The following is a 23,602-nucleotide window of genomic DNA, read 5'->3' as shown; positions in this document are numbered from 1 at the left end:
TGCGGGGGCTGCACCGGCCTCATCGCGAGCGTTGCTCGCTCCTACGGGGGACTGCGTAACCCTGGTAGGAGCGAGCGAAGCTCGCGATAGGGCTTCAGCGCCTGGCGTACTGCAACACCACTTCCAACGGGTGGCGCATCTGCCGCTCGGTCATGCGCTTGACCTGGCTGCGGCAGGAATAACCGGTCGCCAGCGCCTCACCTTCCTTGTCCAGCTTGGTGGCCCACGACTGCTCGAAGATGGTCCGCGAAGTCGCCTGGTTGCGCGCCTCATGCCCGTAGGTTCCGGACATGCCGCAGCACCCGGTCGCCTCGGTCACCAGCTTCAGGCCCAGGCGGGCGAACACCTGCTCCCACTGCTTGGTGCTGGCCGGCACGTTGGTCTTCTCGGTGCAGTGGGCCATCAGGCGGAAGCTGCCGGATGCAGCAGCGGCCTGCTCGGGCAGCACGTTCATCAGCCATTCCTGGGGCAACTGCACCTGTGGGCAGCCTTCCAGGCCCGGCACCTTCTGGTACTCCTGGCGGTACACCAGGGTCATTGCCGGGTCCAGGCCCACCAGCGGCACGCCGCAGTCGGCCAGGGCCTTGAGCTGGGTAGCGTTGCGAATCGCCGCCTTGGCGAAGGCGCCGAGGAAGCCCTGCACGTGCAGCGGCTTGCCGTTGGCGCTGTAGGGAGCAAGGAATACCCGATGGCCCAGGCGATGGGCCAGCTCGATGAACGCCGCCAACAGCGGCGTTTCGAAGTAGCGGGTAAACGCATCCTGCACCAGCACGATACTGCGCTCGCGCTGGGCCGGGGTCAGCTCGCGCAGGGCCGGCACGCTGGCCACGCCGACGCGGCAGCGGGTCAGGGTGGACTGGAAGTTGAAGCGGCTGATAAGCGGGCTGTCGACCATGCCGACCTTGTCGGCCAGCAACCGGCTGACCCACTTCGAGCCCATCACCGCGTTGTACAGCCCCGGCGCATGGGCCAGGTACGGGATGGTGAACTCCAGCGAGCCAATCAGGTAATCGCGCAGCGGGCGCTGGTAACGACCGTGGTAAAGCTCCAGGAAGCGCGAGCGGAAGTCCGGCACGTTGACCTTGATCGGGCACTGCCCGGCGCACGACTTGCACGCCAGGCAGCCGGCCATGGCGTCGTACACTTCATGGGAGAAATCTTCCTGGCCCTGGCTGCGCGCCCGGTTGTTGCGCAGCCGCGCCGGCAGGCCCTTGAGCCACGACACCTTGTTGCGCGCCGCCGCCAGCACGTCGATATTGGCTTCACCCTGCAGGCGCAGCCATTCGCGCATCAGCGAGGCACGGCCCTTGGGCGAATGCTGGCGCTCGCGGGTGGCCTTCCACGACGGGCACATGGCGTCGTTGGGGTCGTAGTTGTAGCAGGCGCCGTTGCCGTTGCAGTGCACGGCGCTGGGGAAGTCCTGCCACACGCGTTCATCGATGGTGCGGTCAAGGTCGCCGCGCAGGGTCACGCCATCGACCTTGGTCAGGCCTTCGGCGCTGTCTGGCGGGGTGCAGATCTTGCCGGGGTTGAGCTGGTTGTGGGGGTCGAAGGCGCCCTTGAGGCGTTGCAGAGCCGGGTACAGCTCACCGAAGTATTCCGGCACGTATTCCGAACGCAGGCCCTTGCCGTGCTCGCCCCACAGCAGGCCGCCGTAGCTTTTGGTCAGCGCCGCCACGGCGTCGGAAATCGGCTTGACCAACGCGGCCTGGGCCGGGTCTTTCATGTCCAGCGCCGGGCGCACGTGCAGCACGCCGGCATCGACGTGGCCGAACATGCCATAGGCCAGGCCATAACCGTCGAGCAGCGCGCGGAAATCGGCGATGTAGTCGGCCAGCTGCTCAGGCGGCACGGCGGTGTCTTCCACGAACGGCTGCGGGCGCACTTCACCCTCGACGTTGCCCAGCAGGCCCACCGAGCGCTTGCGCATGGTGTAGACGCGGGTCACCGCCTCGGCGCCCTCGGCCAGGGTGTGGCCCAGGCGCTCGACGCTGGTGTCGCGTTGCAGGTGATCGATGAACCCCTGCACCCGCGCATTGACCTCGGCTGGCTCGTCACCGCAGAACTCCACCAGGTTGATGCCCAGGGTCGGGCGCTCGGGGTCGGCCGGGAAGTATTCGGCCACGCTGTGCCAGACGATGTCCTTCATCGCCAGCATCAGCACCTTGGAATCCACCGTCTCGATCGACAGTGGCTTGAGCGCCATCAGTGCGTTGGCATCGCGCAGGGCATCCATGAAGCTGGTGTAGCGCACGTTGACCAGCACCGCGTACTTCGGAATCGGCAGTACATTGAGCTTGGCCTCGACCACGTAGCCCAGCGAGCCCTCGGCGCCGCACAGCACGCTGTTGAGGTTGAAGCGGCCCTGCTCGTCGCGCAGGTGCGCCAGGTCGTAGCCGGTCAGGCAGCGGTTGAGCTTGGGAAAGGTGCTTTCGATCAGCTCGGCCTGGGTTTCCTGAATCTCCCGGGCCATGCGGTACACCTCACCCACCCGGCCAGGGGCGGCGCAGGCCTGCTCCAGCGCGGCATCGTCCACCGGCAGGCTGTGCAGGCGCTCGCCACCGAGCAGCACGCTGTGCAACTCCAGCACGTGGTCGCGGGTTTTGCCGTAGGTGCAGCTGCCCTGGCCGCTGGCGTCGGTGTTGATCATGCCGCCAACGGTGGCGCGGTTGGAGGTGGACAGCTCGGGGGCGAAGAACAGGCCATGGGGCTTGAGCGCGGCGTTGAGCTGGTCCTTGACGGTGCCGGCCTGTACACGCACCCAGCGCTCCTCGACGTTGATTTCGAGGATCTTGTTCATGTGCCGCGACAGGTCGACGACGATGCCGTCGGTCAGCGACTGGCCATTGGTGCCGGTGCCGCCGCCGCGGGGGGTCAGCTTGACCGCCTTGAAGCGGGGCTCGCCCATCAGCGTGGCGACCCGCGCCACATCGTCGGCGTCCAGCGGGAACACCGCGGCCTGGGGCAGGCGCTGGTAGATCGAGTTGTCGGTGGCCAGCACCGTGCGGGTGCCGTAGTCGGCGCTGATCTGGCCGCGGAAGCCGCTGTTGCGCAGGGCTTCGAGGAATTCGGGGTAGTTGGCGCTCGGCGCAAGGGTCGACAGCTGGGCGATCATCGAAGGATGGCCTCTTGATATGGGCTAATTCACGGAAATCCTGTCGCCCCGGCATGGGTAGCTTGCACGGGGGTGACGTGTAGGCCAATGTTCCTGTAGTTTCGCCCCAGGGGCAAACGGATAATCCTGCCGCTATCAATGACTTTTATGAATGAATTACCGCCACCTGACACCGTCCATGTCACTGCTGCTGGCTTTCGAGGCCGCCGCCCGGCATGAAAGCTACACCCGCGCCGCCGCCGAGCTGTCGTTGACCCAGAGCGCGGTCAGCCGCCAGGTGCAGGCGCTGGAGCAGCAACTGGGCCTGACCCTGTTCCGCCGCGAAGGCCGCCAGGTGCAGCTGACCGACGTCGGCCGGCTGTATCAGCGCGAGCTGAGCGAGGCCCTGGGGCGCATCCGCAGCGCCACGCTGCAGGCCCTGGCCTACCAGTCCGGGGTCGGCACCCTGCGCCTGGCCACCCTGCCCACCTTTGGCTCGAAGTGGCTGCTGCCACGCCTGCATGCGTTCTATGGCGCGCACCCGGGAATGCTGGTGCATATTCACTCGCGCATCGAAGCGATCAACTTCGACACCAGCGAGATCGATGCCGCCATCGGTGTGGCCAGCCATGACTTGCCAGGGCTGATCTGCCACCGGTTGCACGCCGAGGAACTGGTGGTGATCTTGCCGCCGCAAGCCAGTGCCGATGCCCAGGGCTGGGCGCCGACGCGCATCAGCGAAGAGGTGCTGCTGAACGTGGCCAACAACCCGCATGCCTGGGGCGAATGGTTTTCCCACCACGGCCTGCCGCACCGGGCCATGCGCCTGGGGCCGAGCTTCGAGTTGACCTCGCACCTGATCCAGGCGGTACGGGCCGGTATCGGCATTGGGCTGGTTCCGAGGATTCTGGTGGAAGAGGAGCTGGCCAAGGGCGAGCTGTTCAGCCCAGGGGCGGCGTTTGCCAGCCAGCGCAGTTATTACTTGATCTATCCGCCGCGCAATGAGGCATTGCCTTCCTTGCGAGCGTTTCGTAGTTGGTTGCTGGAGCAGATTTGACACCTGCGCCGGCCCTTTCGCGGGGCAAGCCCGCTCCTACAGGTTGCGCATCGCGTTTTTTGTAGGAGCGGGCTTGCCCCGCGAAAGGGCCGGCACAGGCAACAAAAAACCCGATGCCAGTTCCCTAGCATCGGGTTTCTCAATCAGCGACGACTTATTTGGCGACAGAACCAGCCGCGCCGTTGGCCTGGGCGCCGCGCTTGCCCTTGAGCCAGTAGGCCACCCACATCGCCACCAGCCACACTGGCATCGCGTACACCGACACCTGGATACCCGGAATCATCAGCATGATGCCCAGGATCAGCACCACGAAGGCCAGTACCAGGTAGTTGCCATAGGGGTACAGCAGCGCCTTGAACAACGGCTTCTGCCCGGTGCGGTCGAGGTGCTGGCGGAATTTCAGGTGCGAGTAGCTGATCATCGCCCAGTTGATCACCAGGGTAGCGACCACCAGCGACATCAACAGCTCCAGCGCATTGGCCGGCATCAGGTAGTTGAGCAGCACCGCGATCAGGGTCACGGCAGCCGATACCAGAATCGAGCGCACCGGCACGCCGCGGCGGTCGACCTTGGCCAACGCGGCCGGGGCATCACCCTGTTCGGCCATGCCCAGCAGCATGCGGGCGTTGCAGTAGGTGCCGCTGTTGTACACCGACAGCGCGGCGGTCAGCACCACAAAGTTCAGCAGGTTGGCGGCCACGTCGCTGCCCAGCAGCGAGAACACCTGAACGAACGGGCTGCTGCCGTAGCTGCCGCCGGAGGCATCGATGCTGGCCACCAGGCTGTCCCACGGGGTCAGCGACAGCAGCACCACCAGGGCGCCCACATAGAAGATCAGGATGCGGTAGATGACCTGGTTGATCGCCTTGGGGATCACGGTTTTCGGCTTGTCGGCCTCGGCAGCGGTGAAACCGAGCATTTCCAGGCCGCCGAAGGAGAACATGATGAATGCCAGGGCCATCACCAGCCCGCTGACGCCGTGGGGGAAGAAGCCGCCGTGGCTCCACAGGTTGCTGATCGAGGCATCCGGGCCGCCGTGGCCGCTGGTCAGCAGGTAGGCGCCCAGGCCGATCATGCCGACCACTGCCGCGACCTTGATGATGGCGAACCAGAACTCGGCCTCACCGAAGAACTTCACGTTCATCAGGTTGATGGCATTGATCAGCAGGAAGAACGCTGCCGCCGTGACCCAGGTAGGGATCTCCGGCCACCAGTAGTGCACGTACTTGCCCACCGCCGACAGCTCCGACATGCCCACCAGGATATACAGCACCCAGCAGTTCCAGCCCGACAGGAAGCCGGCGAAGCCGCCCCAGTACTTGTGCGCGAAGTGGCTGAAGGAGCCGGCCACCGGCTCTTCGACGATCATCTCGCCGAGCTGGCGCATGATCAGGAAGGCGATGAAGCCGCAGATGGCGTAGCCGAGGATCATCGACGGGCCGGCGGATTTCATCACGCCTGCCGAGCCGAGGAACAGGCCGGTACCAATCGCGCCACCGAGGGCGATCAACTGGATATGACGGTTCTTCAAGCCGCGCTTGAGCTCGCCTGAAGGCATGTTTTGTCCACTCATGAACGAAGTCACCTGCATTGTTTTTATCTGTGACGGAATCGGACCCACCGCGCTCGTGGCGCAGCGGAATGGGCAAGGTGGTTACCTTGGGTTTCTTACCAACGGGTGGCGCCGGGGCGGATCAACCGGGAACAGGCAAGAGTGCGCGGTACGCAAGGGGGTCACAGGTAAAACGCGGCGCACTGTATACCCCTGCAAACGCGCAGGCGTCAACGCGTTGCATCGTTTCCTTGGGAAAAAACGCAGCGGTCCTGTGGTAGGTGCCTTTGAAGGCGAGCTGATCGGCGTACATGGCGCCTCCATTTGTTGTTCTGTAGGCCCGGCTCTGCGGTCGGGCTTTTGCACGTGGCAATGGCGGCTATAACACCGTGGTACGGGGGTTTGGGCAAGATGGGGTGGGTGCGGCGGCGGGCGCTGGCGGGCGGCGGGGCGGCAAGTTTTGTTTACGCGAATCGGAAAAAACGGGATTGGCGGGGGAAATCGGGGGCTTGTGTATAAATTTCTTTACAGAGTGGTTCGAGAACTTGCCAGTCGTCCGAAAAATTCTTTTTGTTCAATAGGTTGGGGCCGCGTTGCGGCCCGTTCGCGGCACAAGGCCGCTCCTACAGGGGGGCGGGCATAAAAAAACCAGACCGAAGTCTGGTTTTTTCTGGCTTACGCCGGGCGATCAGCCACGCGGCTTGCCGCGGCCACGGCCTGCCGGCTTGTCACCGTCTGGCTTGGCGGGGCGCTTGCGCATCTCGCTTGGGCGTTCGGCCACGGCGCTGCCACGGCTACCCTTGCGCGGCGCCTCTTCGCGCGGCTGACGCGCCGGGCGCTCGCCAGCACCGGCTTCATGGGCCGGGCGCAGGCTGCGCACGCGCTCGTTGCGCCCCATCGGCCGGGTCGACTTGCGCTGCAGGCGCTCCATCTTGTCCTTGGCCTTGAGGTTCATGGCCGGCAGCGCCACCGGCTGCAAGCCCACCTCAGCGGCCAGGATGTCGATTTCGTTCTGGCTCATTTCGCGCCAGCGGCCCATTGGCAGGTCGGAGTTGAGGAACACCGGGCCGAAACGCACACGCTTCAGGCGGCTGACCACCATGCCCTGGGATTCCCACAGGCGGCGGACTTCGCGGTTACGGCCTTCCATCACCACGCAGTGGTACCAGTGGTTGAAGCCTTCGCCACCGGGCGCCTTCTGGATGTCGGTGAACTTGGCCGGGCCGTCTTCGAGCATCACGCCCTGCTTGAGGCGCTCGATCATCTCGTCATCGACCTCACCGCGTACGCGCACGGCGTATTCACGGTCCATTTCGTAGGACGGGTGCATCAGGCGGTTGGCCAGTTCACCGTCGGTGGTGAACAGCAGCAGGCCAGTGGTGTTGATGTCCAGGCGGCCGATGTTGATCCAGCGGCCTTCCTTCGGGCGTGGCAGGCGGTCGAACACGGTCGGGCGGCCTTCCGGGTCGTCGCGGGTGCAGATTTCGCCGTCGGGCTTGTTGTACATGATTACCCGGCGGGTGGCCTCGGCGGCCTCTTCGCGCTTGATCAGCTTGCCGTCAACGGTGATGGCGTCGTGCAGGTCGACGCGCAGGCCCAGGGTGGCCTCTACGCCGTTGACCTTGATGCGGCCCTGGCTGATCCAGGCCTCGACGTCACGGCGCGAGCCGACGCCGATGCGGGCCAGCACTTTTTGCAGTTTTTCGCCGGCTGGCGGGGTGATTTCGGTTGCTTGCAGGTCTTGCTCATTCATCTGGGCACCTCCCGGTGTAGGCATGAAAAAATCGGATTTTGGCGACGAGCGTGCCAAAAGGCCGCGCATCATACGCGGTTCGGTGGGGGAACGCACTGCAGGGTAGAGGGTTTTGTGGGATTTGCGGGTGAATTCTGCCTAATGGTGATGGGCCCTTTCGCGAGCTTTGCTCGCGCCTACCGGGCCTGCGCCGTTCCCGTAGGCGCAATCAAACCTCTGGCTCTTGCTCACGCAAATCATCGAAATCGGTCTTCAACCCCTCCTCCATCTGGTCCAGTTCCACCAGCAGGCTGCGGAAGCTGGTTTCTTCCTTCGGCTCAGCCACTGCTTCCTCCTGCCCGAGGCTGGCATCGGCCAGGGCCTGCAGGTGCGCCGGCACCGGGGCATCGTCCGGGTCGAGCAGCGGCTCCGGTTCCATCTCGCGCAGCTCGGCCAGCGCCGGTAGTTCGTCCAGGCTCTTGAGATTGAAGTGGTCGAGAAACGCCTTGGTGGTGGCGAACATCGCCGGGCGGCCGGGCACCTCGCGGTGGCCCACCACGCGAATCCACTCGCGCTCCATCAGGGTCTTGATGATGTTGCTGTTGACCGCCACGCCGCGCACATCCTCGATCTCGCCACGGGTGATGGGCTGGCGGTAGGCGATCAGCGCCATGGTTTCCAACAGCGCGCGGGAATAGCGCTGCGGGCGTTCCTCCCACAGCCGGCCTACCCAGGGTGCGAAGCTTTCGCGGATCTGCAGGCGGTAACCGCTGGCCACCTCCTTGAGCTCGAAGGCACGGCCCGCGCAGGACTTGCCCAGCACCTCCAGGGCCTTCTTGAATACCTTGGGCTCAGGGCGCTCGGCCTCCTCGAACAGCTCGTACAGGCGCTCCAGGGACTGCGGCTTGCCCGAGGCGAGCAAAAAGGCCTCGATCAGCGACGCCAGGTCGCGGGGTTCATTCAGGTTCATCAGGTTCTTCGACAGACTCGGGGCGCAGCCGCACGTGGATGGGCGCAAAGGGCGCATTCTGCACCAGTTCGACCAGCGATTCCTTCACCAGCTCAAGAATCGCCATGAAGGTCACCACCACGCCCAGCTTGCCTTCCTCGGGCGCGAACAGCGCGACGAAGGGCACGAAGGCACCGCCCTTGAGGCGTTCCAGCACATCGCTCATGCGCTCGCGGGTCGATAACGTCTCGCGGGTGATCTGGTGGCTTTCGAACAGGTCGTTGCGGCGCATCACCTCGGCCATGGACACCAACAGCTCCTCCAGGCTGACCTGGGGCAACAGCTTGCGCACCTTGGCCTGGGGCGCTTCCAGGCGTGGCACCACGACCTCCCGGCCAACCCGTGGCAACGCGTCGATGCCCTCGGCGGCGGCCTTGAACCGTTCATATTCCTGCAGGCGGCGGATCAGCTCGGCGCGCGGGTCGCCCTCCTCTTCCTCCACCTCGGCCGAACGCGGCAGCAGCATGCGCGACTTGATCTCGGCCAGCATCGCGGCCATCACCAGGTACTCGGCAGCCAGTTCCAGGCGCACGCTCTTCATCAGCTCGACGTAGCCCATGTACTGGCGGGTGATTTCCGCCACCGGGATATCGAGGATGTCGATGTTCTGCTTGCGGATCAGGTACAGCAGCAGGTCCAGCGGGCCCTCGAAGGCTTCGAGGATCACCTCCAGGGCATCCGGCGGAATGTACAGGTCCACCGGCATTTCGGTCAGGGCTTCGCCGTAGACCAGCGCCAGCTGCAACTGTTGGGGCGAAGCGGCCTGCTCGGCCGGCGCCTCGGGCACGTCCAGCTGGCTCACACGTTGGCCATGAACGGCGTCGGGTCGCCGCAGCCTTCGCGAATCAGCTCGGGCTGGTCGCCAGACAGGTCGATGATGGTCGAGGCCTTGAGGTCGCCGAAGCCGCCGTCGATCACCAGGTCCACATGGTGCTCCAGGCGCTCGCGAATTTCGTATGGGTCGGTCATCGGCTCGCTGTCGCCCGGCAGGATCAGGCTCACGCTCATCAGCGGCTCGCCCAGCTCGGCCAGCAGCGCCAGGGTGATGGCGTGGTCCGGCACGCGCAGGCCGATGGTGCGGCGCTTTTCATGCAGCAGCAGGCGCGGCACTTCGCGGGTGCCGTTGAGGATGAAGGTATAGGGGCCGGGCACATGGGCCTTGAGCAGGCGGAAGGTGCCGGTGTCGACCTTGGCATACAACCCCAGCTGCGACATGTCGCAGCACATCAGGGTGAAGTTGTGGGTCTTGTCCAGCCCGCGCAGGCGGCGCACCCGTTCCACCGCCGCCTTGTCGCCAATCTGGCAACCCAGGGCGTAGGCCGAATCGGTTGGGTAGACCACCACACCGCCCTTGCGGATGATGTCCACCGCCTGGCGGATCAGCCGCGGTTGTGGGTTTTCCGGATGAATCTGGAAAAATTGGCTCACGAAGTCATCCTGTTCATAGCGCCATAGGCTGTTCATGACGGAATCGACGCCACAGAGGTGGCAAGTCCTCGGGCAATGGCCGGTAGGCACCGATCTCGCCCCAGGTGCCGGGGCCGTGGAAATCGCTGCCAGCGCTTGCCAGCAGGCCGAACTCACGGGTAAGGATGGACATCGTGCCCACCTGCTCGGCCGGCATCATCCCGTTGACCACCTCAAGTGCCTGCCCGCCTGCCTGAATATAGTCGGCAATCAGCCGCCTGCGCTTGCTGCGGGTCAGGTCGTAATGCATTGGATGCGCCAGGCTCACCCAGGCGTTGGACTGGCGCAGGGTGGCGACAGTTTCCTCAAGGGTTGGCCAGTGCAGCTTGACGTCGCCCAGCTTGCCGGCGCCCAACCACTTGCGAAAGGCCTCGCCACGGTCCTTGACGTAGCCTGCGCGCACCATGAACTCGGCAAAATGCGGGCGCGCCGGGGCGTTGCCGCTGTCGCCGAGCTCCTGTTGCACGGCGCGGGCGCCGTTCAGGGCGCCGGGCATGCCCTTGGCCGCCAACCGTTTGTCGATTTCCTCGGCGCGCAGCCAGCGGCCCCGGTGCAACGAGGCGATGGCATCGAGCAGCGGCGGCGCATCGAGCGGGAAATCGTAGCCCAGGACATGGATGGTGGCGCCGCCCCAGGTGCACGACAATTCCACCCCACTGACCCAGCGCATGCCACGCGCCTGGCACGCCTGGCGCGCCTCGGGCAGGCCTTCGAGGGTGTCGTGGTCGGTCAGCGCCAAGGTTTGCACCCCGTGCTCATGGGCCCGGGCGACCAGGTCCGTAGGCGCCAGGGCGCCGTCGGAGGCCGTGCTGTGACAGTGCAGATCAACATTCATGGAGGAGCGCTTTCGCTGGAATCGATGTTTGTTATTATGCCGTCACATCCCGATTCTGGCTGCCATTGTGAAACAATTCATCGATTTCATCCCGCTGCTGCTGTTCTTCATCGTCTACAAACTCGACCCACGCCCGCTGGACGTGGCGGGCCACAGCTTCGAATTCGGCGGTATCTACAGCGCCACCGCCATGCTGATCGCAAGCTCGCTGGTGGTCTACGGCGTGCTGTTCCTGCGCCAGCGCAAGCTGGAGAAAGGCCAGTGGCTGACCTTGGTCGCCTGCCTGGTGTTCGGCGGCCTGACCCTGGCCTTCCACAGCGAAACCTTCCTGAAATGGAAAGCGCCGGTGGTCAACTGGCTGTTCGCCCTGGCGTTCGCCGGCAGCCACTTCATCGGCGACCGGGTGCTGATCAAGCGCATCATGGGCCACGCCCTGACCCTGCCCGATGCCGTCTGGGCCCGCCTGAACCTGGCCTGGATCGCCTTTTTCATCTTCTGCGGCGCGGCCAACCTGTTCGTTGCCTTCACCTTCCAGGACTTCTGGGTGGACTTCAAGGTGTTTGGCAGCCTGGGCATGACCGTGATCTTCCTGGTGGCACAGGGCGTGTACCTGTCGCGCCACCTGCACGATGACCCTTCCACCTCCAAACCCAAGGATTGACATGCTCTACGCCATTATTGCCAGCGACGTCGCGAACTCCCTGGAAAAACGCCTGGCCGCACGCCCGGCGCACATCGAGCGCCTGCAGCAGCTCAAGGCTGAAGGCCGCGTGGTGCTGGCCGGCCCGCACCCGGCCATCGACAGCAACGACCCCGGTGAAGCCGGCTTCAGCGGCAGCCTGATCGTTGCCGAGTTCGACTCCCTGGCCGCCGCCCAGGCCTGGGCCGACGCCGACCCGTACATTGCCGCTGGCGTGTACGACAAGGTCATCGTCAAACCCTTCAAGCAAGTCCTGCCCTGACCTGCAACCGCGCCGCCCGCACAAGGGGCGGCGCGGCCTGCTCCGCTCAAATTGCACGTCCGTCCTCAACCTGCGGTATCTTTGCCACTGGCGCGCGCGTCAGACGCCGTCGATTTGAATTGAGTGAGTCATGAGCGAGCTGTTACTGATTGATGATGACCAGGAACTTTGCGAGCTGCTCGGCAGCTGGCTGACCCAGGAAGGGTTTATCGTACGCGCCTGCCACGACGGCCAGAGCGCGCGTCAGGCGTTGGCCGAACAGGCCCCGGCAGCTGTGGTGCTGGACGTGATGCTGCCCGATGGCAGCGGCCTGGAACTGCTCAAGCAACTGCGCAGCGAGCATGCCGAGCTGCCGGTGCTGATGCTGTCGGCCCGCGGCGAGCCGCTGGACCGGATCCTGGGCCTTGAGCTGGGCGCCGACGACTACCTGGCCAAGCCCTGCGACCCGCGCGAGCTCACCGCCCGCCTGCGCGCCGTGCTGCGCCGCAGCCACCCGACGGCCACCACCACCCAGCTGGAGATCGGCGACCTGGCGTTCAGCCCGGTGCGTGGCGTGGTCAGCATCGATGGCCGCGAAATGAGCCTGACCCTGTCGGAAAGCCGCATCCTCGAAGCGCTGCTGCGCCAGCCAGGCGAGCCGCTGGACAAGCAGGAGCTGGCGCAGATCGGCCTGGGCCGCAAGCTGACCTTGTACGACCGCAGCCTGGACATGCATGTCAGCAACCTGCGCAAGAAAATCGGCCCGCATGCCGATGGCCGGGCACGGATCGTGGCGCTGCGCAGCCGTGGGTACTACTACAGCCTCTGAAGCCCCCGCCCTTACCCGGACTCTGTAGGAGCGGGCTTGACCCGCGAAGCAGGCGACGCAGTTCATGGCACCGGCTGCGCCGGTGTTCGCGGGGCAAGCCCGCTCCTACAAGGGATCGCAGCCTGCAGGGCGGGGTGGCGAAAGCAGCCGCATCTTTACCCTGCCTTTACCCTCTGCTGACTGCGCTTGACCTCTATCTCCCTAGACTGAGCTCATCCGGTAAACACCGGCCCATGACAGGAGAGACACCATGCGCAAGACCCTTATCGCCCTGATGTTCGCCGCCGCCCTGCCGACCGTGGCCATGGCCATGCCTGAAGGCGGCCCGCGTCACGACGGCCCGCATCATCGCGGTGATGCGCCTTTCGCCCAACTGGACCTGAGCCGCGACCAGCGCCAGCAGATCGGCAAGCTGATGGGCGAGCAGATGAAGCAACGCCGCGACATCACCGAACACTACCTGAACAAGCTGCCGGCAGCCGACCAGAAAGCCATGAAGGACGAACTCAAGGCCAGCCACGACAAGACCGACAGCCAGGTACGCGCCCTGCTCAAGCCTGACCAGCAGAAGAAGTTCGACGAGCTGCAAAAGGAACGCGAAGCCCGCAGGGCTGAATGGAAAGAGTTCCAAGCCTGGAAAGCTGCAAAAGCCGCCAAGGCCCAGTAAGCTTCCCGCACAATGCCCGGCCCGCCTCGCGCGGGCCGGGCTTTTCCCGTTTTACAGGAGGTGCTCTTGCGTTCTCTGTTCTGGCGCATCCTGGCGAGCTTCTGGCTGGCCATCACCCTGGTTGCCGGCCTGTCGATCCTGCTGGGCCACATGCTCAACCAGGACGCCTGGATCCTCAGCCGCCACCCGGGCCTCAATACCCTGGCCAGCCACTGGGCCAAGCATTACGAGCAGGAAGGGCTGGACTCGGCACAGGCCTTCCTCGAACGGCGCAAGCAGCGTTACAAGATCGACGTGCAGGTGCTCGACGACAGCGGCGAGGCCTTGGTGCCCGGCACCTTCCCGCGCCGTGCCGCGGCGTTCGAAGCGCGCCAGCACAACGATGAACGCCGCTTGCCCTGGCGCCGCCTGACCGAGGAATACACCAGCCCCGACAGCGGCGAAACCTACCTGCTGATCTACCGCATCCCGCACCCTGAACTGGAAGCCTGGCACCGTGAAAGCCTGCTCTGGCCGCTTAGCGCGCTGGGGATCGCCCTGGTGGTGCTGACCCTGTTCAGCTTGTTGGTGACCCTGTCCATCACCCGCCCGCTCAGCCGCCTGCGCAGCGCGGTGCACGACCTCGGCCAAGCCAGCTACCAGCAGAACAGCCTGGCCCGCCTGGCGGTGCGCCGCGACGAGTTCGGCGTGCTGGCCAAGGACTTCAACAAGATGGGCGCACGCCTGCAGAGCCTGATCGGCAGCCAGCGCCAGTTGCTGCGCGACGTGTCCCACGAGTTGCGCTCGCCCCTGGCGCGCCTGCGCATCGCCCTGGCCTTGGCCGAGCGTGCCGAAGCCGAGCAGCGCCAGGCCCTGTGGCCGCGCCTGACCCGTGAGTGCGACCGCCTGGAGGACCTGATCAGCGAAATCCTCACCCTGGCCCGGGTCGATGCCGAGCAGGCCCACGCCGAAACGGTCGACCTCAACGCGCTGCTGGGCAGCGTGCGCAAGGACGCCCAGCTCAGTGCGCCGGAACAGGAGGTGAAACTCGAAGCACAGCCGGGGCTGACCCTGCAGGGCTGGCCAACGCTGATTGAACGGGCCGTGGATAACCTGGTGCGCAATGCGCTGCGCTTCAACCCGGTGGGGCAACCACTGGAGATTGGCGCGCTGCGTGAGCAGGACAAGGTTGTGCTGAGTGTGCGCGACCATGGGCCGGGGGCGGCGCCGGAACACCTGGCGCAGCTGGGCGAGCCGTTCTTCCGGGCGCCAGGGCAGGAGGCGGCCGGGCATGGGCTGGGGCTGGCGATTGCGCGCAAGGCCGCCGAACGCCATGGCGGCAGCCTGCAGCTGGAGAACCATCCGCAGGGTGGGTTCGTGGCCCGCTTGGAGTTGCCGCTGGTGGTGGCGACGGGCAGTTGAGGTGATGTTGGGTTTGCCGGCCCTTTCGCGGGGCAAGCCCGCTCCTACAGGGCCCTGTGGGAGCGGGCTTGCCCGCGAAGAAGCCTGCGCGTTATTCGCCCCAGGCGCTGACGTACTCTGCCGTTTCCAGAATCGGCGCCGGGCGCGGCTCGGCCATCGGCGTGCCGAGGTACAGGTAGCCGGTCAACTCCTCGTTCTCCGAAAGCCCCAACCCCTGGTGTACATAGGCATCGAAGGCCATGTCGCCAGTGCGCCATACCGCGCCGATGCCCTGGGCATGCGCCGCAATCAGAATGCCATGGGCCGCGCAGCCGGCCGCCAGGCGCTGCTCGGACTTGGGCACCTTGTAATGGTCCTGCAGCTTGGCGATCACCACGATCAGCAGCGGCGCACGCAGTGGCATGGCGCGGGCCTTGTCCAGCGCCGCCGGGGTGGCGTCGCCCTTGTGCTGCAGCGCCTGGGCGAACAGCTCACCGAGCTTCTCGCGCCCCTGGCCCTCGATGGTCAGGAAACGCCACGGCCGCAACTGGCCGTGGTCCGGCGCCCGCAAGGCGGCCTGGAACAGCGCCTCGCGCTGGGCGTCGTTGGGTGCAGGTTCGGTCAGGCGTGGCACGGAAACACGGTTGAGCAATGCGTCGAGAGCCTCCATCGGCTACCCTCCTGGCAGGTAAATGTGCGGCCATTCTAGCGTTTACATCACCAGACCCATAGGTAGAATGGCGCCCTTCCGTTTCGAGTCAGAGCAGATCACATGGCGTTGCCGACCTTAAGGATCATTGGTTTCATCATCGGCATCTTCCTGATAACCCTGGCCGTCGGCATGGCCGTGCCCATGGCGACCCTGGTGATCTTCGAACGCACCGGCGACATGCCGTCGTTTCTCTGGTCAAGCCTGATCACCTTCATCGCAGGCCTGGCCCTGGTGGTTCCCGGGCGCCCCGAGCACGTGCACCTGCGCCCCCGCGACATGTACCTGCTGACGGTCAGCAGCTGGGTGGTGGTGTGCGTGTTCGCCGCCCTGCCCTTCCTGCTGACCCAGCACATCAGCTACACCGACGCCTTCTTCGAAAGCATGTCTGGCATCACCGCCACCGGCGCCACGGTGCTCAGCGGCCTGGACACCATGTCACCGGGCATCCTGATGTGGCGCTCGATGCTGCACTGGCTCGGCGGCATCGGCTTCATCGCCATGGCGGTGGCGATTCTGCCGCTGCTGCGCATCGGTGGCATGCGCCTGTTCCAGACCGAGTCATCGGACCGCTCGGAAAAGGTCATGCCGCGCTCGCACATGGTCGCCAAGTCGATCGTCGGCGTGTATGTCGGCTTCTCGATCTTCGGCGCCCTGGCCTTCTGGTGGGCCGGCATGAGCCCGTTCGATGCCATCAACCACGCCATGTCGGCCATCTCCACCGGAGGCTTCTCGACCTCCGACCAGTCGCTGGCCAAATGGGACATCCCCGCCGTGCACTGGGTAGCGGTGGTGGTGATGATCCTCGGCAGCCTGCCGTTCACCCTGTACGTGGCCACCCTGCGCGGCAACCGCAAGGCACTGATCCGCGACCAGCAGGTGCAGGGCCTGCTGGGCATGCTGGTGGTGACCTGGATCGTGCTCGGCACCTGGTACTGGTACACCACCAACCTGCACTGGCTCGACGCCCTGCGCCACGTGGCACTGAACGTCACCTCGGTGGTCACCACCACCGGCTTCGCCCTGGGCGACTACAGCCTGTGGGGCAACTTCTCGCTGATGCTGTTCTTCTACCTGGGCTTCGTCGGCGGCTGCTCCGGCTCCACCGCAGGCGGCATCAAGATTTTCCGCTTCCAGGTGGCCTACATCCTGCTCAAGGCCAGCCTCAACCAGCTGATCCACCCCCGCGCGGTGATCAAACAGAAGTACAACGGCCACCGCCTCGACGAAGAGATCGTGCGCTCGATCCTGACCTTTTCCTTCTTCTTCGCCATCACCATCTGCGTGATGGCCCTGCTGCTGTCGCTGCTGGGCGTGGACTGGATGACCGCACTCACCGGCGCGGCCGGCACGGTGTCTGGCGTCGGCCCTGGGCTGGGCGAGGTGGTCGGGCCATCGGGCAACTACTCGACATTGCCCGATGCGGCCAAGTGGGTGCTGGCGGCCGGCATGCTGCTGGGCCGCCTGGAAATCATCACGGTGCTGGTGTTGTGCATGCCGGCGTTTTGGCGCCACTGACCTCGGCAGGCTCCGCGCCCAGGCGGCGGGCGCGGTATTCGCTGGGGGTTTCATCGAACCAGCGGCGAAACGCCCGGTAGAAGTTGCTAGGGTCGGCAAAACCCAGCAGGTAGGCGGTTTCCAGCAAGGTCATGCCCGGCTGCGCCAGGTACTGTTCGGCAAGCTCGCGGCGGGTATCGTCGAGCAGCGCCTGGAAGCTCGTGCCCTCCTCCTGCAGCCGGCGCTGCAAGGTGCGCTGGGACAGGTGCAGGGCCTGGGCCAGGGTTTCGCGCTTGGGCTCGCCCTGGGGCAGGATGCGGCACAGCACCTGGCGCACCCGGTGGGTCACCCGGCTTTCGGAAAACCGCGCCAGGTACTCGCCGGCAAAACGGTCATGCAGGATGGCCATGGCTTCGTTGGCGGTGGGCAGCGGCGCCTCCATGTCGGCCCGCTCGAACAGCAGCGCATCGTGCGGCGCATCGAACACCAGGGGTGAATGAAAGGCGACCTTGTAGGGCTCCACGTCCTTGGGCTGCGGCCCCTGCACCAGCACCCGGCGCGGCTGCACCGGCCGGCCGCTGAGCCATTTGCACAGGGCCAGGGCGCACGCCAGCGAGGCTTCGGCACTGTGCCGGGTAGGTGGCAGGTGATCGCCGTGCACGGTCAGGATCAGCGAATAGCCTTCGGCGCCGAGCACGAAGCTTAAGTCAGAGCTTTCGGCAATGATGCGCTGGTAGCGCACCAGGCGCTCGAAGCCTTCGGCCAGGGTGCGGCTGGACATCAAGGCATAGCCGACCACATGGAACGATGCCGGGCGTACCACCCGCGCCATGTTCAGGCCAATTGCCTCGTTGCCCGACAGCTCGACCGCCAGTTGCCAGAGGCGCGTCATCGAGTCTTGCGGGAAGCGCGCATCCGGGTCATCCAGCGCTGCGAAGTCCAGGCCCAGCTGCTTGAACATGGCCGGGCAATCGAGCCCTTCCAGTTCCAGCGCCTTGACAATCCCTGATGCCCAGCTGGCTGAGGTGGTTCTTTCACTCATGACAGACTTCTTATGCTGACCGCTTCGTGCGGTGAACCTCAAGGATACTCATTTGGCGCCCATTGTCACTGGCCGGCACCGCCAATGACTCTAGACTCGATTCAGGCTCCATGCCGTGTATCCTGTACAAGAGCGATCAACCCGGAGCACTGCCCATGACCCCCACCGCGCCGTTTCGCAGTTTCGCCGAGTTCTATCCGTACTACCTGGGAGAACACAACAACCCGACCTGCCGGCGCCTGCACTTCATCGGCACCAGCCTGGTGATTGCCTTGCTGGGCTACACATTGGGCAGTGGCAAGTGGTGGTTGCTGCTGGCGGTGCCGGTGTGCGGGTACGGCTTCGCCTGGGCGGGGCATTTCTTTTTCGAGAAGAACCGACCGGCCACCTTCAGCCATCCCTGGTACAGCCTGGTCGGTGATTTCGCCATGTTCCGCGACATTCTGCTGGGCAGGATAAGCCTGTAGGCCGCGGCCTGCGCCTGCTCAGGCGGGTTCGCGCACGGCTGCCGCCTGCTCGGCCTGGCGTGCCTGGGCATCGGCCAGGCGGTACAGCTCGATGCTGCCGTCCCAGTGTTCGATCAGCGCGGTGCACGATTCCACCCAATCGCCGCAATTGAGGTATTCCACCTCCCCTACCTGGCGGATTTCGGCGTGGTGAATGTGCCCGCACACCACGCCGTGAAAGCCGCGCCGGGTGCACTCGTGGGCAATGGCGTCCTCGAAGTCGCTGATGAAGTTCACCGCGCCCTTGACCTTGTGCTTGAGGTACGCCGACAGCGACCAGTAACCGTAGCCATAGCGGGCACGCCAGTGGTTGAGCCAGCGGTTGAGCACCAGGGTGAATTCGTAGGCGCGGTCGCCCAGAAACGCCAGCCAGCGGTGGTAGCGGGTGATCACGTCGAACTGGTCGCCGTGGATTACCAGCAGCCGGCGCCCGTCGGCGGTCAGGTGCTCGGCCTCGTCCACCAGCTGGATGTTGCCCAGGATCAGCTTCGAGTAGCGGCGCAGGAACTCGTCGTGGTTGCCGGTGACGTAGATCACTTCGGTGCCGCGCTTGCTCATGGTCAGCAGGCGGCGGATCACGTTGGTATGTGCTTGCGGCCAGTAAATGCCCCCGCGCAGCTTCCAGCCATCGATGATGTCGCCCACCAGGTAGACGCGGTCGGCCTGGTAGCCCTTGAGGAACTGCGACAGGTGTTCGGCCTGGCAGTCCCGGGTGCCCAGGTGCACGTCGGAAATCCACAGGGTGCGCACGCGCTGCTTGCGCGACGGGCGTGAGAGTTCGGCATGGGTCATGGGCGGGCTCCGGCGCTGTTTGCTGGAGACTGGCAGGCGCAGATGACAGGTTGGTGGCAGCCTTGTGACGAGTGATGGCGCGCACGCGATGGGGCACAATGGTGGGCAGCCCACGAGGACACCCCATGGCCGGCCCGATACTTTCCTTGCGTCACTACCGCGACGACCTGATCGCCCACAGCCACGAACACCCGCAACTGGTGTTCGGCCTGCGTGGGCGGCTGGACTTCGAGGTGCAGGGCCGGGGCGCCCGGCTCGACCGCCAGGGCCTGATCGTGGTGCCTGCCAGCGCCCACCACACCTGCGGTAGCGATGCCGGCAGCGATTGCCTGGTGCTGGATGTGCCGGGCGAGCATTGGCTGCACGAGCAACTGGGTGCCCATGCCGATGCCAGCCGGCGCCTGCTCGACCAAGCGGGCGCGATTGGCCTGGATCACCGCCAGCAGCAACTGGTGGACTGGCTGGCGGCAAGCCCCATGGACGACCCGCTGATCGCCCGGCAAGGTGCGGTATTGCTGCTGGCCAGCCTCAACTCCACGGCTGCGGCGCAGGTTTCCCCCAGCCCGCGCTTGCCGTATGCCGCGTTCGATGCGCACATCGAGCGGCATGCCGCGCACCCGCTGCAGGTGGCTGACCTGGCGCGGATTGCCGGGTTGTCCGCCACCCGGCTGCATGCGCGCTTCAGCGCTGAATGCGGCATGACGCCGATGGACTATATACGCCAGCGGCGGTTGCTCAAGGCGCGGCGGTTGGTGGAACAGACGCGCTTGCCGATGGGAGAGATTGCGGCGCAGGTGGGGTATGGCTCGCAGAGTGCGTTTTCGGCGGCGATGTTGCGGGCGTTTGGGTGCTCTCCCTTGGGCTTGCGGCGCGAGTCTGGCGATAACTGACGGCAGGATGGCGACAGAAAGGGGCTGACTGAGGGTTTACACTGCGCCTGTGCCGGCCACGATCAAGGACTTGCAATGAACCACCGCACCGCCCTCGGCGCCCTGCACATCGGCGCGCTGTTCTTCGGCCTGACCGGCGTTTTCGGCAAGCTCGCCGCCAGCGCCAGCCCAGCCATCATCGTTTTCGGCCGCGCCGCGTTCGCCGTGCTCGCCCTGGCCCTGTTCGCCAGCCTCACCGGCCCCGGCTGGCAACGCTTGAGCAGCCGCGACGTGCGCCGCCTGCTGCTTGGTGGCGTGCTGCTGGCCGGGCACTGGGTCAGCTTCTTCATTGCCGTGAAGGTCGGTGGCGTGGCCATCGCCACCCTCGGCTTCGCCAGCTTCCCGGCCTTTACCGTGATCCTCGAAGGCCTGCTGTTCCGTGAACGCATCCGCCGCAACGAAGCCGTCCTGGTGCTGCTGGTCAGCATCGGCCTGGTGCTGGTCACCCCGGCATTCGACCTGGCCAGCCAGGCCACCGGTGGCCTGCTCTGGGCGCTGCTCTCGGGGCTGTTGTTCTCGCTGCTGTCACTGACCAACCGCGCCGGCTCCGGGCGCCTGCCGGCGGTGCAGGCGGCGCTGTGGCAAAACCTGGTCGTCGGCCTGTGCCTGTTGCCATTCGCAGCGCCAGGCCTGGGCCAGGTGGCGGCCATGGACTGGCTGTGGATTGCCCTGCTCGGCATTTTCTGCACCGGCGTCGCCCACAGCCTGTTCGTCGCCAGCCTGGCGGTGATCAAGGCGCGCACGGCAGCGGTGGTGTTCGGCATGGAGCCGGTCTACGGGATTGCCGTGGCCTGGCTAGTGTTCGCCGAAACCCCGACCCTGCGCATGCTGCTGGGCGGCGCGCTGATCATCTTTGCCATCGTGCTGTCCAGCCGCCTGGGCGCGGAACCTGCGCCGAAGGCCGTGGCCGAGGGCGCCTGATCAACGGTCGTTGTGGCCCAGGTCGCGCTGCGGGTCGATCTGGTCGCGCACCCGCTGCTTGAGTGCCTTGGCCTCGGGAAAACCGCCGTCGGCCTTGCGCTCCCAGATCTGCACGCCGTCGCAACTGATGTGGAAGACGCCGCCGGTGCCCGGCACCAGCGCCACCCGCCCCAGGTCGTCGGCAAAGGTGCTGAGCAGTTCCTGGGCCAGCCAGGCGGCGCGCAGCAGCCACTGGCACTGGGTGCAATAGGTGATGACAATTTCGGGCTTGCTGTGGGCCATGGCTGAAGCATCTCCAGGTGAGGGGCCGCTTATACTAGCGGTCTTTCGCCTTCGGTTTGAGACTCACGATGCGCCGCCTGCTGTTCTGCTTTCTCATCACGCTGCTCTGCTTCCCCGTACTTGCCGCCGAGGCCAAGCGGCCCAAGGTCGGCCTGGTGTTGTCTGGCGGCGCCGCCAGAGGCCTGGCGCACATTGGCGTGCTCAAGGCCCTGGAGGAGCAGGGGGTGCGCGTCGATGCCATCGCCGGCACCAGCATGGGCGCGGTGATCGGCGGGCTGTATGCCTCGGGCTACAGTGTCGAGGAGCTGCAAACCCTCGCCACCACCCTGGACTGGCAACAGGCGCTGTCCGATGCCCCGCCGCGCAAGGACGTGCCGTTTCGCCGCAAACAGGACGACCGCGACTTTCTGGTCAAGCAGAAGCTGAGCTTTCGCGATGACGGCAGCCTTGGCCTGCCGCTGGGGGTGATCCAAGGCCAGAACCTGGCACTGCTGCTGGAAAGCAAGCTGGCGCACACCGCTGACACCCGCGACTTCGACAAGCTGCCCATCCCCTTCCGCGCCGTGGCCACCGACATCGCCAGTGGCGAAAAAGTGGTGTTCCGCCGCGGCCACCTGCCCCAGGTGATTCGCGCCAGCATGTCGATCCCGGCGGTGTTCGCCCCGGTGGAGCTCGATGGCCGGCTGCTGGTGGACGGCGGCATGACCGACAATATTCCGCTGGACGTGGCCCGCGACATGGGCGTCGACCTGGCCATCGTGGTGGACATCGGCACGCCGCTGCGCGACCGCAAGCAGCTGGCCACCGTGGTGGATGTGCTCAACCAGTCGATCACCCTGATGACCCGGCGCAACTCCGAGGAGCAACTGGCCAGCCTCCAGCGCGACGATATCCTCATCCAGCCGCAGCTTGCCGCCTTCGGCGTCACCGACTTTGGCCGGGCCCAGGACATGATCGACGCCGGCTACCGTGCCACCCAACTGCTCGGCCCACGCCTGGCCGCGCTGCGCCAGCCCGAGGGCGACGCCAGCCTGGCCGTGGCGCGATCACCCCGCCAGCGCACGCCGGTGATCACCGCGATCCGCATCGAAAACGACTCCAAGGTCAGCGACGATGTGATCCGCTACTACATCCGTCAGCCGATCGGCGAACCCCTGCTGCTCGACCGCCTGCAAACCGACATGGGCACCCTGTACGGCCTGGACTACTTCGACCGGGTGCAATACCGCGTGGTGCACAAGGGCGACGACAACACCCTGGTGATCAACGCCCGCGGCAAGCGCGGCGGCACCGATTACCTGCGCCTGGGGCTGAACCTGTCCGATGACCTGCGCGGCGACAGCGCCTTCAACCTCGGCGCCAGCTACCGGGTCAACGGCATCAACCGCCTGGGCGCCGAATGGCTGACCCGCGCCCAGATTGGCGACCAGCAGGAGCTGTACAGCGAGTTCTACCAGCCGCTGGACGTTGGCTCGCGCTACTTCATCGCCCCCTACCTGGACTTCGGCTCGCAGAACATCGAGGCCACCCTGGACAACGACCCCATCGCCGAGTACCGCCTGGAACGCTACGGCTTCGGCCTTAACGTGGGCCGGCAGATCAGCACCTACGGCGAAGTACGCCTGGGCGTGGGCAAGGCCTGGGGCAAGGCCGATGTGCGCATTGGCGACCAGAACGCGCCCAGCGTGAGCTTCAACGAGGGCTTTTATGAGCTGAAGTACTCCTACGACACCTTCGATAACGTGTACTTCCCCCACAGCGGCGAAGACATCAGCCTGACCCTGCGCAAGTACGACAAGTCGCTGGATTCCGACCAGCAATACCGCCAGTGGCTGCTGAACCTGGACAAGGCCCTGAGCAGCGGGCCGGACACCTTCGTGCTCGGCGGGCGCTACGGGCGCACGCTGGACGACTCCGAAGTGGTGACATCGAGCTTCGTGATGGGGGGCGCGCGCGAGCTGTCGGGGTTCCGCCAGGACTCGGTGTCAGGGCAGAACATCAGCCTGGTGCGGATGGTGTACTACCGGCGGCTGACGCCACGGGCGTACCTGCCGCTGGACTTCCCGCTGTACATCGGCGGCTCGCTGGAGCGTGGGCGGGCGTGGAACAACGACAACGAATTCGACAGTGGCTATATCAACGCAGCCAGCGTATTCCTGGGGTTGGAGACGCCGCTGGGGCCGTTGAACCTGAGCTATGGGGCCAACAGTGCCCATGAGCATGCGGTGTACCTGAACCTGGGGCATACCTTCTAGCTCGCGCGCTCCGGGCAGGAGATGGGCGGGTAGGAGATGGGCGGGTAGGAGCGAGCAGAGCTCGCGATGGGCTGCAAAGCAGCCCCGGCATCATGTGCTGCGAGGC

The 23,602-nt window shown here is 65.6% G+C and carries 22 protein-coding genes; 11 read left to right on the top strand and 11 right to left on the bottom strand.

The features are described from left to right. Positions 1-94: 94 nt before the first annotated feature. Positions 95-3,115, bottom strand: a complete 3,021-nt coding sequence (locus F3J45_RS07760) for an FAD-binding and (Fe-S)-binding domain-containing protein (protein ID WP_167059840.1) — start codon at positions 3,113-3,115, stop codon at positions 95-97. Between the two features lie 151 nt (positions 3,116-3,266). Here F3J45_RS07760 and F3J45_RS07755 point away from each other — a divergent pair, with 151 nt between their 5' ends. Continuing rightward, on the top strand, positions 3,267-4,151 hold the full coding sequence (locus F3J45_RS07755) for a LysR substrate-binding domain-containing protein (protein ID WP_167059837.1): 885 nt from the start codon (positions 3,267-3,269) through the stop codon (positions 4,149-4,151). A gap of 154 nt (positions 4,152-4,305) precedes the next feature. Here the strand turns inward: F3J45_RS07755 and F3J45_RS07750 are convergent, their stop codons facing one another. From F3J45_RS07750 to F3J45_RS07725, 6 genes are all read right to left on the bottom strand, one after another. Then, complete coding sequence (locus tag F3J45_RS07750; protein ID WP_240158490.1) at positions 4,306-5,724, bottom strand: amino acid permease; 1,419 nt, start codon at positions 5,722-5,724, stop codon at positions 4,306-4,308. 667 nt (positions 5,725-6,391) lie between these two features. Beyond that, complete coding sequence (gene rluB, locus F3J45_RS07745) at positions 6,392-7,456, bottom strand: 23S rRNA pseudouridine(2605) synthase RluB (protein WP_167059834.1); 1,065 nt, start codon at positions 7,454-7,456, stop codon at positions 6,392-6,394. 208 nt (positions 7,457-7,664) lie between these two features. After that, a complete protein-coding gene (gene scpB, locus F3J45_RS07740; RefSeq protein ID WP_167059831.1) occupies positions 7,665-8,405 on the bottom strand; it encodes an SMC-Scp complex subunit ScpB in 741 nt (246 codons plus the stop codon). Further along, the gene (locus F3J45_RS07735; protein WP_240164565.1) at positions 8,392-9,237 is read right to left on the bottom strand and encodes a ScpA family protein; all 846 of its coding nucleotides are present in this window, start codon (positions 9,235-9,237) and stop codon (positions 8,392-8,394) included. The genes scpB and F3J45_RS07735 overlap by 14 nt, the downstream gene beginning before the upstream one ends. Positions 9,238-9,242: 5 nt before the next feature. Next, on the bottom strand, positions 9,243-9,872 hold the full coding sequence (locus F3J45_RS07730) for an L-threonylcarbamoyladenylate synthase (RefSeq protein ID WP_167059825.1): 630 nt from the start codon (positions 9,870-9,872) through the stop codon (positions 9,243-9,245). A 13-nt stretch (positions 9,873-9,885) separates the two neighbouring features. Beyond that, positions 9,886-10,746 carry a PHP domain-containing protein gene (locus F3J45_RS07725; protein WP_167059822.1) on the bottom strand — a complete coding sequence of 287 codons (861 nt, stop codon included), beginning with the start codon at positions 10,744-10,746 and terminating at the stop codon, positions 9,886-9,888. Between the two features lie 67 nt (positions 10,747-10,813). On the opposite strand from F3J45_RS07725, the gene F3J45_RS07720 reads away from it, so the two are divergent. The 5 genes from F3J45_RS07720 (at position 10,814) to F3J45_RS07700 (ending at position 14,584) form a co-directional block, all read left to right on the top strand. Continuing rightward, the gene (locus tag F3J45_RS07720; protein ID WP_167059819.1) at positions 10,814-11,407 is read left to right on the top strand and encodes a septation protein A; all 594 of its coding nucleotides are present in this window, start codon (positions 10,814-10,816) and stop codon (positions 11,405-11,407) included. A 1-nt stretch (position 11,408) separates the two neighbouring features. After that, a complete protein-coding gene (locus F3J45_RS07715) occupies positions 11,409-11,708 on the top strand; it encodes a YciI family protein (RefSeq protein WP_008091826.1) in 300 nt (99 codons plus the stop codon). A gap of 130 nt (positions 11,709-11,838) precedes the next feature. Beyond that, positions 11,839-12,516 carry a response regulator transcription factor gene (locus tag F3J45_RS07710; protein WP_167059816.1) on the top strand — a complete coding sequence of 226 codons (678 nt, stop codon included), beginning with the start codon at positions 11,839-11,841 and terminating at the stop codon, positions 12,514-12,516. A 250-nt stretch (positions 12,517-12,766) separates the two neighbouring features. After that, positions 12,767-13,183: a Spy/CpxP family protein refolding chaperone gene (locus tag F3J45_RS07705; RefSeq protein ID WP_167059813.1), complete on the top strand. Its 417-nt coding sequence runs from the start codon at positions 12,767-12,769 to the stop codon at positions 13,181-13,183. A 66-nt stretch (positions 13,184-13,249) separates the two neighbouring features. Then, positions 13,250-14,584 carry a HAMP domain-containing sensor histidine kinase gene (locus F3J45_RS07700; protein WP_205300091.1) on the top strand — a complete coding sequence of 445 codons (1,335 nt, stop codon included), beginning with the start codon at positions 13,250-13,252 and terminating at the stop codon, positions 14,582-14,584. Between the two features lie 91 nt (positions 14,585-14,675). Here F3J45_RS07700 and F3J45_RS07695 read toward each other — a convergent pair whose 3' ends face one another. Further along, positions 14,676-15,233, bottom strand: coding sequence for an NAD(P)H nitroreductase (locus F3J45_RS07695; RefSeq protein WP_167059807.1), 558 nt, complete (start codon positions 15,231-15,233; stop codon positions 14,676-14,678). Between the two features lie 102 nt (positions 15,234-15,335). Between F3J45_RS07695 and F3J45_RS07690 the strand changes: the two genes are divergently transcribed. After that, the gene (locus tag F3J45_RS07690; RefSeq protein ID WP_167059804.1) at positions 15,336-16,790 is read left to right on the top strand and encodes a TrkH family potassium uptake protein; all 1,455 of its coding nucleotides are present in this window, start codon (positions 15,336-15,338) and stop codon (positions 16,788-16,790) included. Here F3J45_RS07690 and F3J45_RS07685 read toward each other — a convergent pair. Beyond that, positions 16,747-17,811: an AraC family transcriptional regulator gene (locus tag F3J45_RS07685; protein WP_167059801.1), complete on the bottom strand. Its 1,065-nt coding sequence runs from the start codon at positions 17,809-17,811 to the stop codon at positions 16,747-16,749. The two genes, F3J45_RS07690 and F3J45_RS07685, sit on opposite strands and share 44 nt — an antisense overlap. 155 nt (positions 17,812-17,966) lie before the next feature. Here F3J45_RS07685 and F3J45_RS07680 point away from each other — a divergent pair, with 155 nt between their 5' ends. Further along, positions 17,967-18,278: a DUF962 domain-containing protein gene (locus tag F3J45_RS07680; RefSeq protein ID WP_167059798.1), complete on the top strand. Its 312-nt coding sequence runs from the start codon at positions 17,967-17,969 to the stop codon at positions 18,276-18,278. Positions 18,279-18,296: 18 nt separating this feature from the next. On the opposite strand, the gene F3J45_RS07675 is transcribed toward F3J45_RS07680, so the two are convergent. Continuing rightward, positions 18,297-19,109, bottom strand: coding sequence for a UDP-2,3-diacylglucosamine diphosphatase (locus tag F3J45_RS07675; protein WP_167059795.1), 813 nt, complete (start codon positions 19,107-19,109; stop codon positions 18,297-18,299). Positions 19,110-19,234: 125 nt separating this feature from the next. Here F3J45_RS07675 and F3J45_RS07670 point away from each other — a divergent pair, with 125 nt between their 5' ends. Together F3J45_RS07670 and F3J45_RS07665 are read left to right on the top strand one after the other, a co-directional pair. Further along, entirely contained in the window at positions 19,235-19,999 is a 765-nt protein-coding gene (locus F3J45_RS07670; RefSeq protein WP_167059792.1) for an AraC family transcriptional regulator, read from the top strand. A 75-nt stretch (positions 20,000-20,074) separates the two neighbouring features. Continuing rightward, positions 20,075-20,959 (top strand): DMT family transporter, encoded by an 885-nt coding sequence (locus tag F3J45_RS07665; RefSeq protein ID WP_167059789.1) that lies wholly within the window; start codon positions 20,075-20,077, stop codon positions 20,957-20,959. On the opposite strand, the gene F3J45_RS07660 is transcribed toward F3J45_RS07665, so the two are convergent. Continuing rightward, positions 20,960-21,241 (bottom strand): SelT/SelW/SelH family protein, encoded by a 282-nt coding sequence (locus F3J45_RS07660; protein ID WP_167059786.1) that lies wholly within the window; start codon positions 21,239-21,241, stop codon positions 20,960-20,962. A 68-nt stretch (positions 21,242-21,309) separates the two neighbouring features. On the opposite strand from F3J45_RS07660, the gene F3J45_RS07655 reads away from it, so the two are divergent. Beyond that, positions 21,310-23,496, top strand: coding sequence for a patatin-like phospholipase family protein (locus F3J45_RS07655; protein WP_167059783.1), 2,187 nt, complete (start codon positions 21,310-21,312; stop codon positions 23,494-23,496). Positions 23,497-23,602: the final 106 nt, after the last annotated feature.

The sequence above is a fragment of the Pantoea sp. Ap-967 genome, from assembly GCF_011752565.1.
Taxonomy (GTDB): Bacteria; Pseudomonadota; Gammaproteobacteria; order Pseudomonadales; family Pseudomonadaceae; genus Aquipseudomonas.
This window is presented reverse-complemented; position numbering and strand designations above follow the sequence as displayed.

Excerpts from the sequence above, each read along its gene's own strand:
- F3J45_RS07725 (WP_167059822.1), bottom strand. The coding sequence starts at position 10,746 with ATGAATGTTGATCTGCACTGTCACAGCACGGCCTCCGACGGCGCCCTG.
- scpB (WP_167059831.1), bottom strand. The coding sequence starts at position 8,405 with ATGAACCTGAATGAACCCCGCGACCTGGCGTCGCTGATCGAGGCCTTT.
- F3J45_RS07660 (WP_167059786.1), bottom strand. The coding sequence starts at position 21,241 with ATGGCCCACAGCAAGCCCGAAATTGTCATCACCTATTGCACCCAGTGC.
- F3J45_RS07760 (WP_167059840.1), bottom strand. The coding sequence starts at position 3,115 with ATGATCGCCCAGCTGTCGACCCTTGCGCCGAGCGCCAACTACCCCGAA.
- F3J45_RS07655 (WP_167059783.1), top strand. The coding sequence starts at position 21,310 with ATGCGCCGCCTGCTGTTCTGCTTTCTCATCACGCTGCTCTGCTTCCCC.
- F3J45_RS07705 (WP_167059813.1), top strand. The coding sequence starts at position 12,767 with ATGCGCAAGACCCTTATCGCCCTGATGTTCGCCGCCGCCCTGCCGACC.
- rluB (WP_167059834.1), bottom strand. The coding sequence starts at position 7,456 with ATGAATGAGCAAGACCTGCAAGCAACCGAAATCACCCCGCCAGCCGGC.
- F3J45_RS07710 (WP_167059816.1), top strand. The coding sequence starts at position 11,839 with ATGAGCGAGCTGTTACTGATTGATGATGACCAGGAACTTTGCGAGCTG.
- F3J45_RS07680 (WP_167059798.1), top strand. The coding sequence starts at position 17,967 with ATGACCCCCACCGCGCCGTTTCGCAGTTTCGCCGAGTTCTATCCGTAC.
- F3J45_RS07685 (WP_167059801.1), bottom strand. The coding sequence starts at position 17,811 with ATGAGTGAAAGAACCACCTCAGCCAGCTGGGCATCAGGGATTGTCAAG.
- F3J45_RS07750 (WP_240158490.1), bottom strand. The coding sequence starts at position 5,724 with ATGAGTGGACAAAACATGCCTTCAGGCGAGCTCAAGCGCGGCTTGAAG.
- F3J45_RS07670 (WP_167059792.1), top strand. The coding sequence starts at position 19,235 with ATGGCCGGCCCGATACTTTCCTTGCGTCACTACCGCGACGACCTGATC.
- F3J45_RS07675 (WP_167059795.1), bottom strand. The coding sequence starts at position 19,109 with ATGACCCATGCCGAACTCTCACGCCCGTCGCGCAAGCAGCGCGTGCGC.
- F3J45_RS07690 (WP_167059804.1), top strand. The coding sequence starts at position 15,336 with ATGGCGTTGCCGACCTTAAGGATCATTGGTTTCATCATCGGCATCTTC.
- F3J45_RS07755 (WP_167059837.1), top strand. The coding sequence starts at position 3,267 with ATGAATTACCGCCACCTGACACCGTCCATGTCACTGCTGCTGGCTTTC.
- F3J45_RS07695 (WP_167059807.1), bottom strand. The coding sequence starts at position 15,233 with ATGGAGGCTCTCGACGCATTGCTCAACCGTGTTTCCGTGCCACGCCTG.
- F3J45_RS07665 (WP_167059789.1), top strand. The coding sequence starts at position 20,075 with ATGAACCACCGCACCGCCCTCGGCGCCCTGCACATCGGCGCGCTGTTC.
- F3J45_RS07715 (WP_008091826.1), top strand. The coding sequence starts at position 11,409 with ATGCTCTACGCCATTATTGCCAGCGACGTCGCGAACTCCCTGGAAAAA.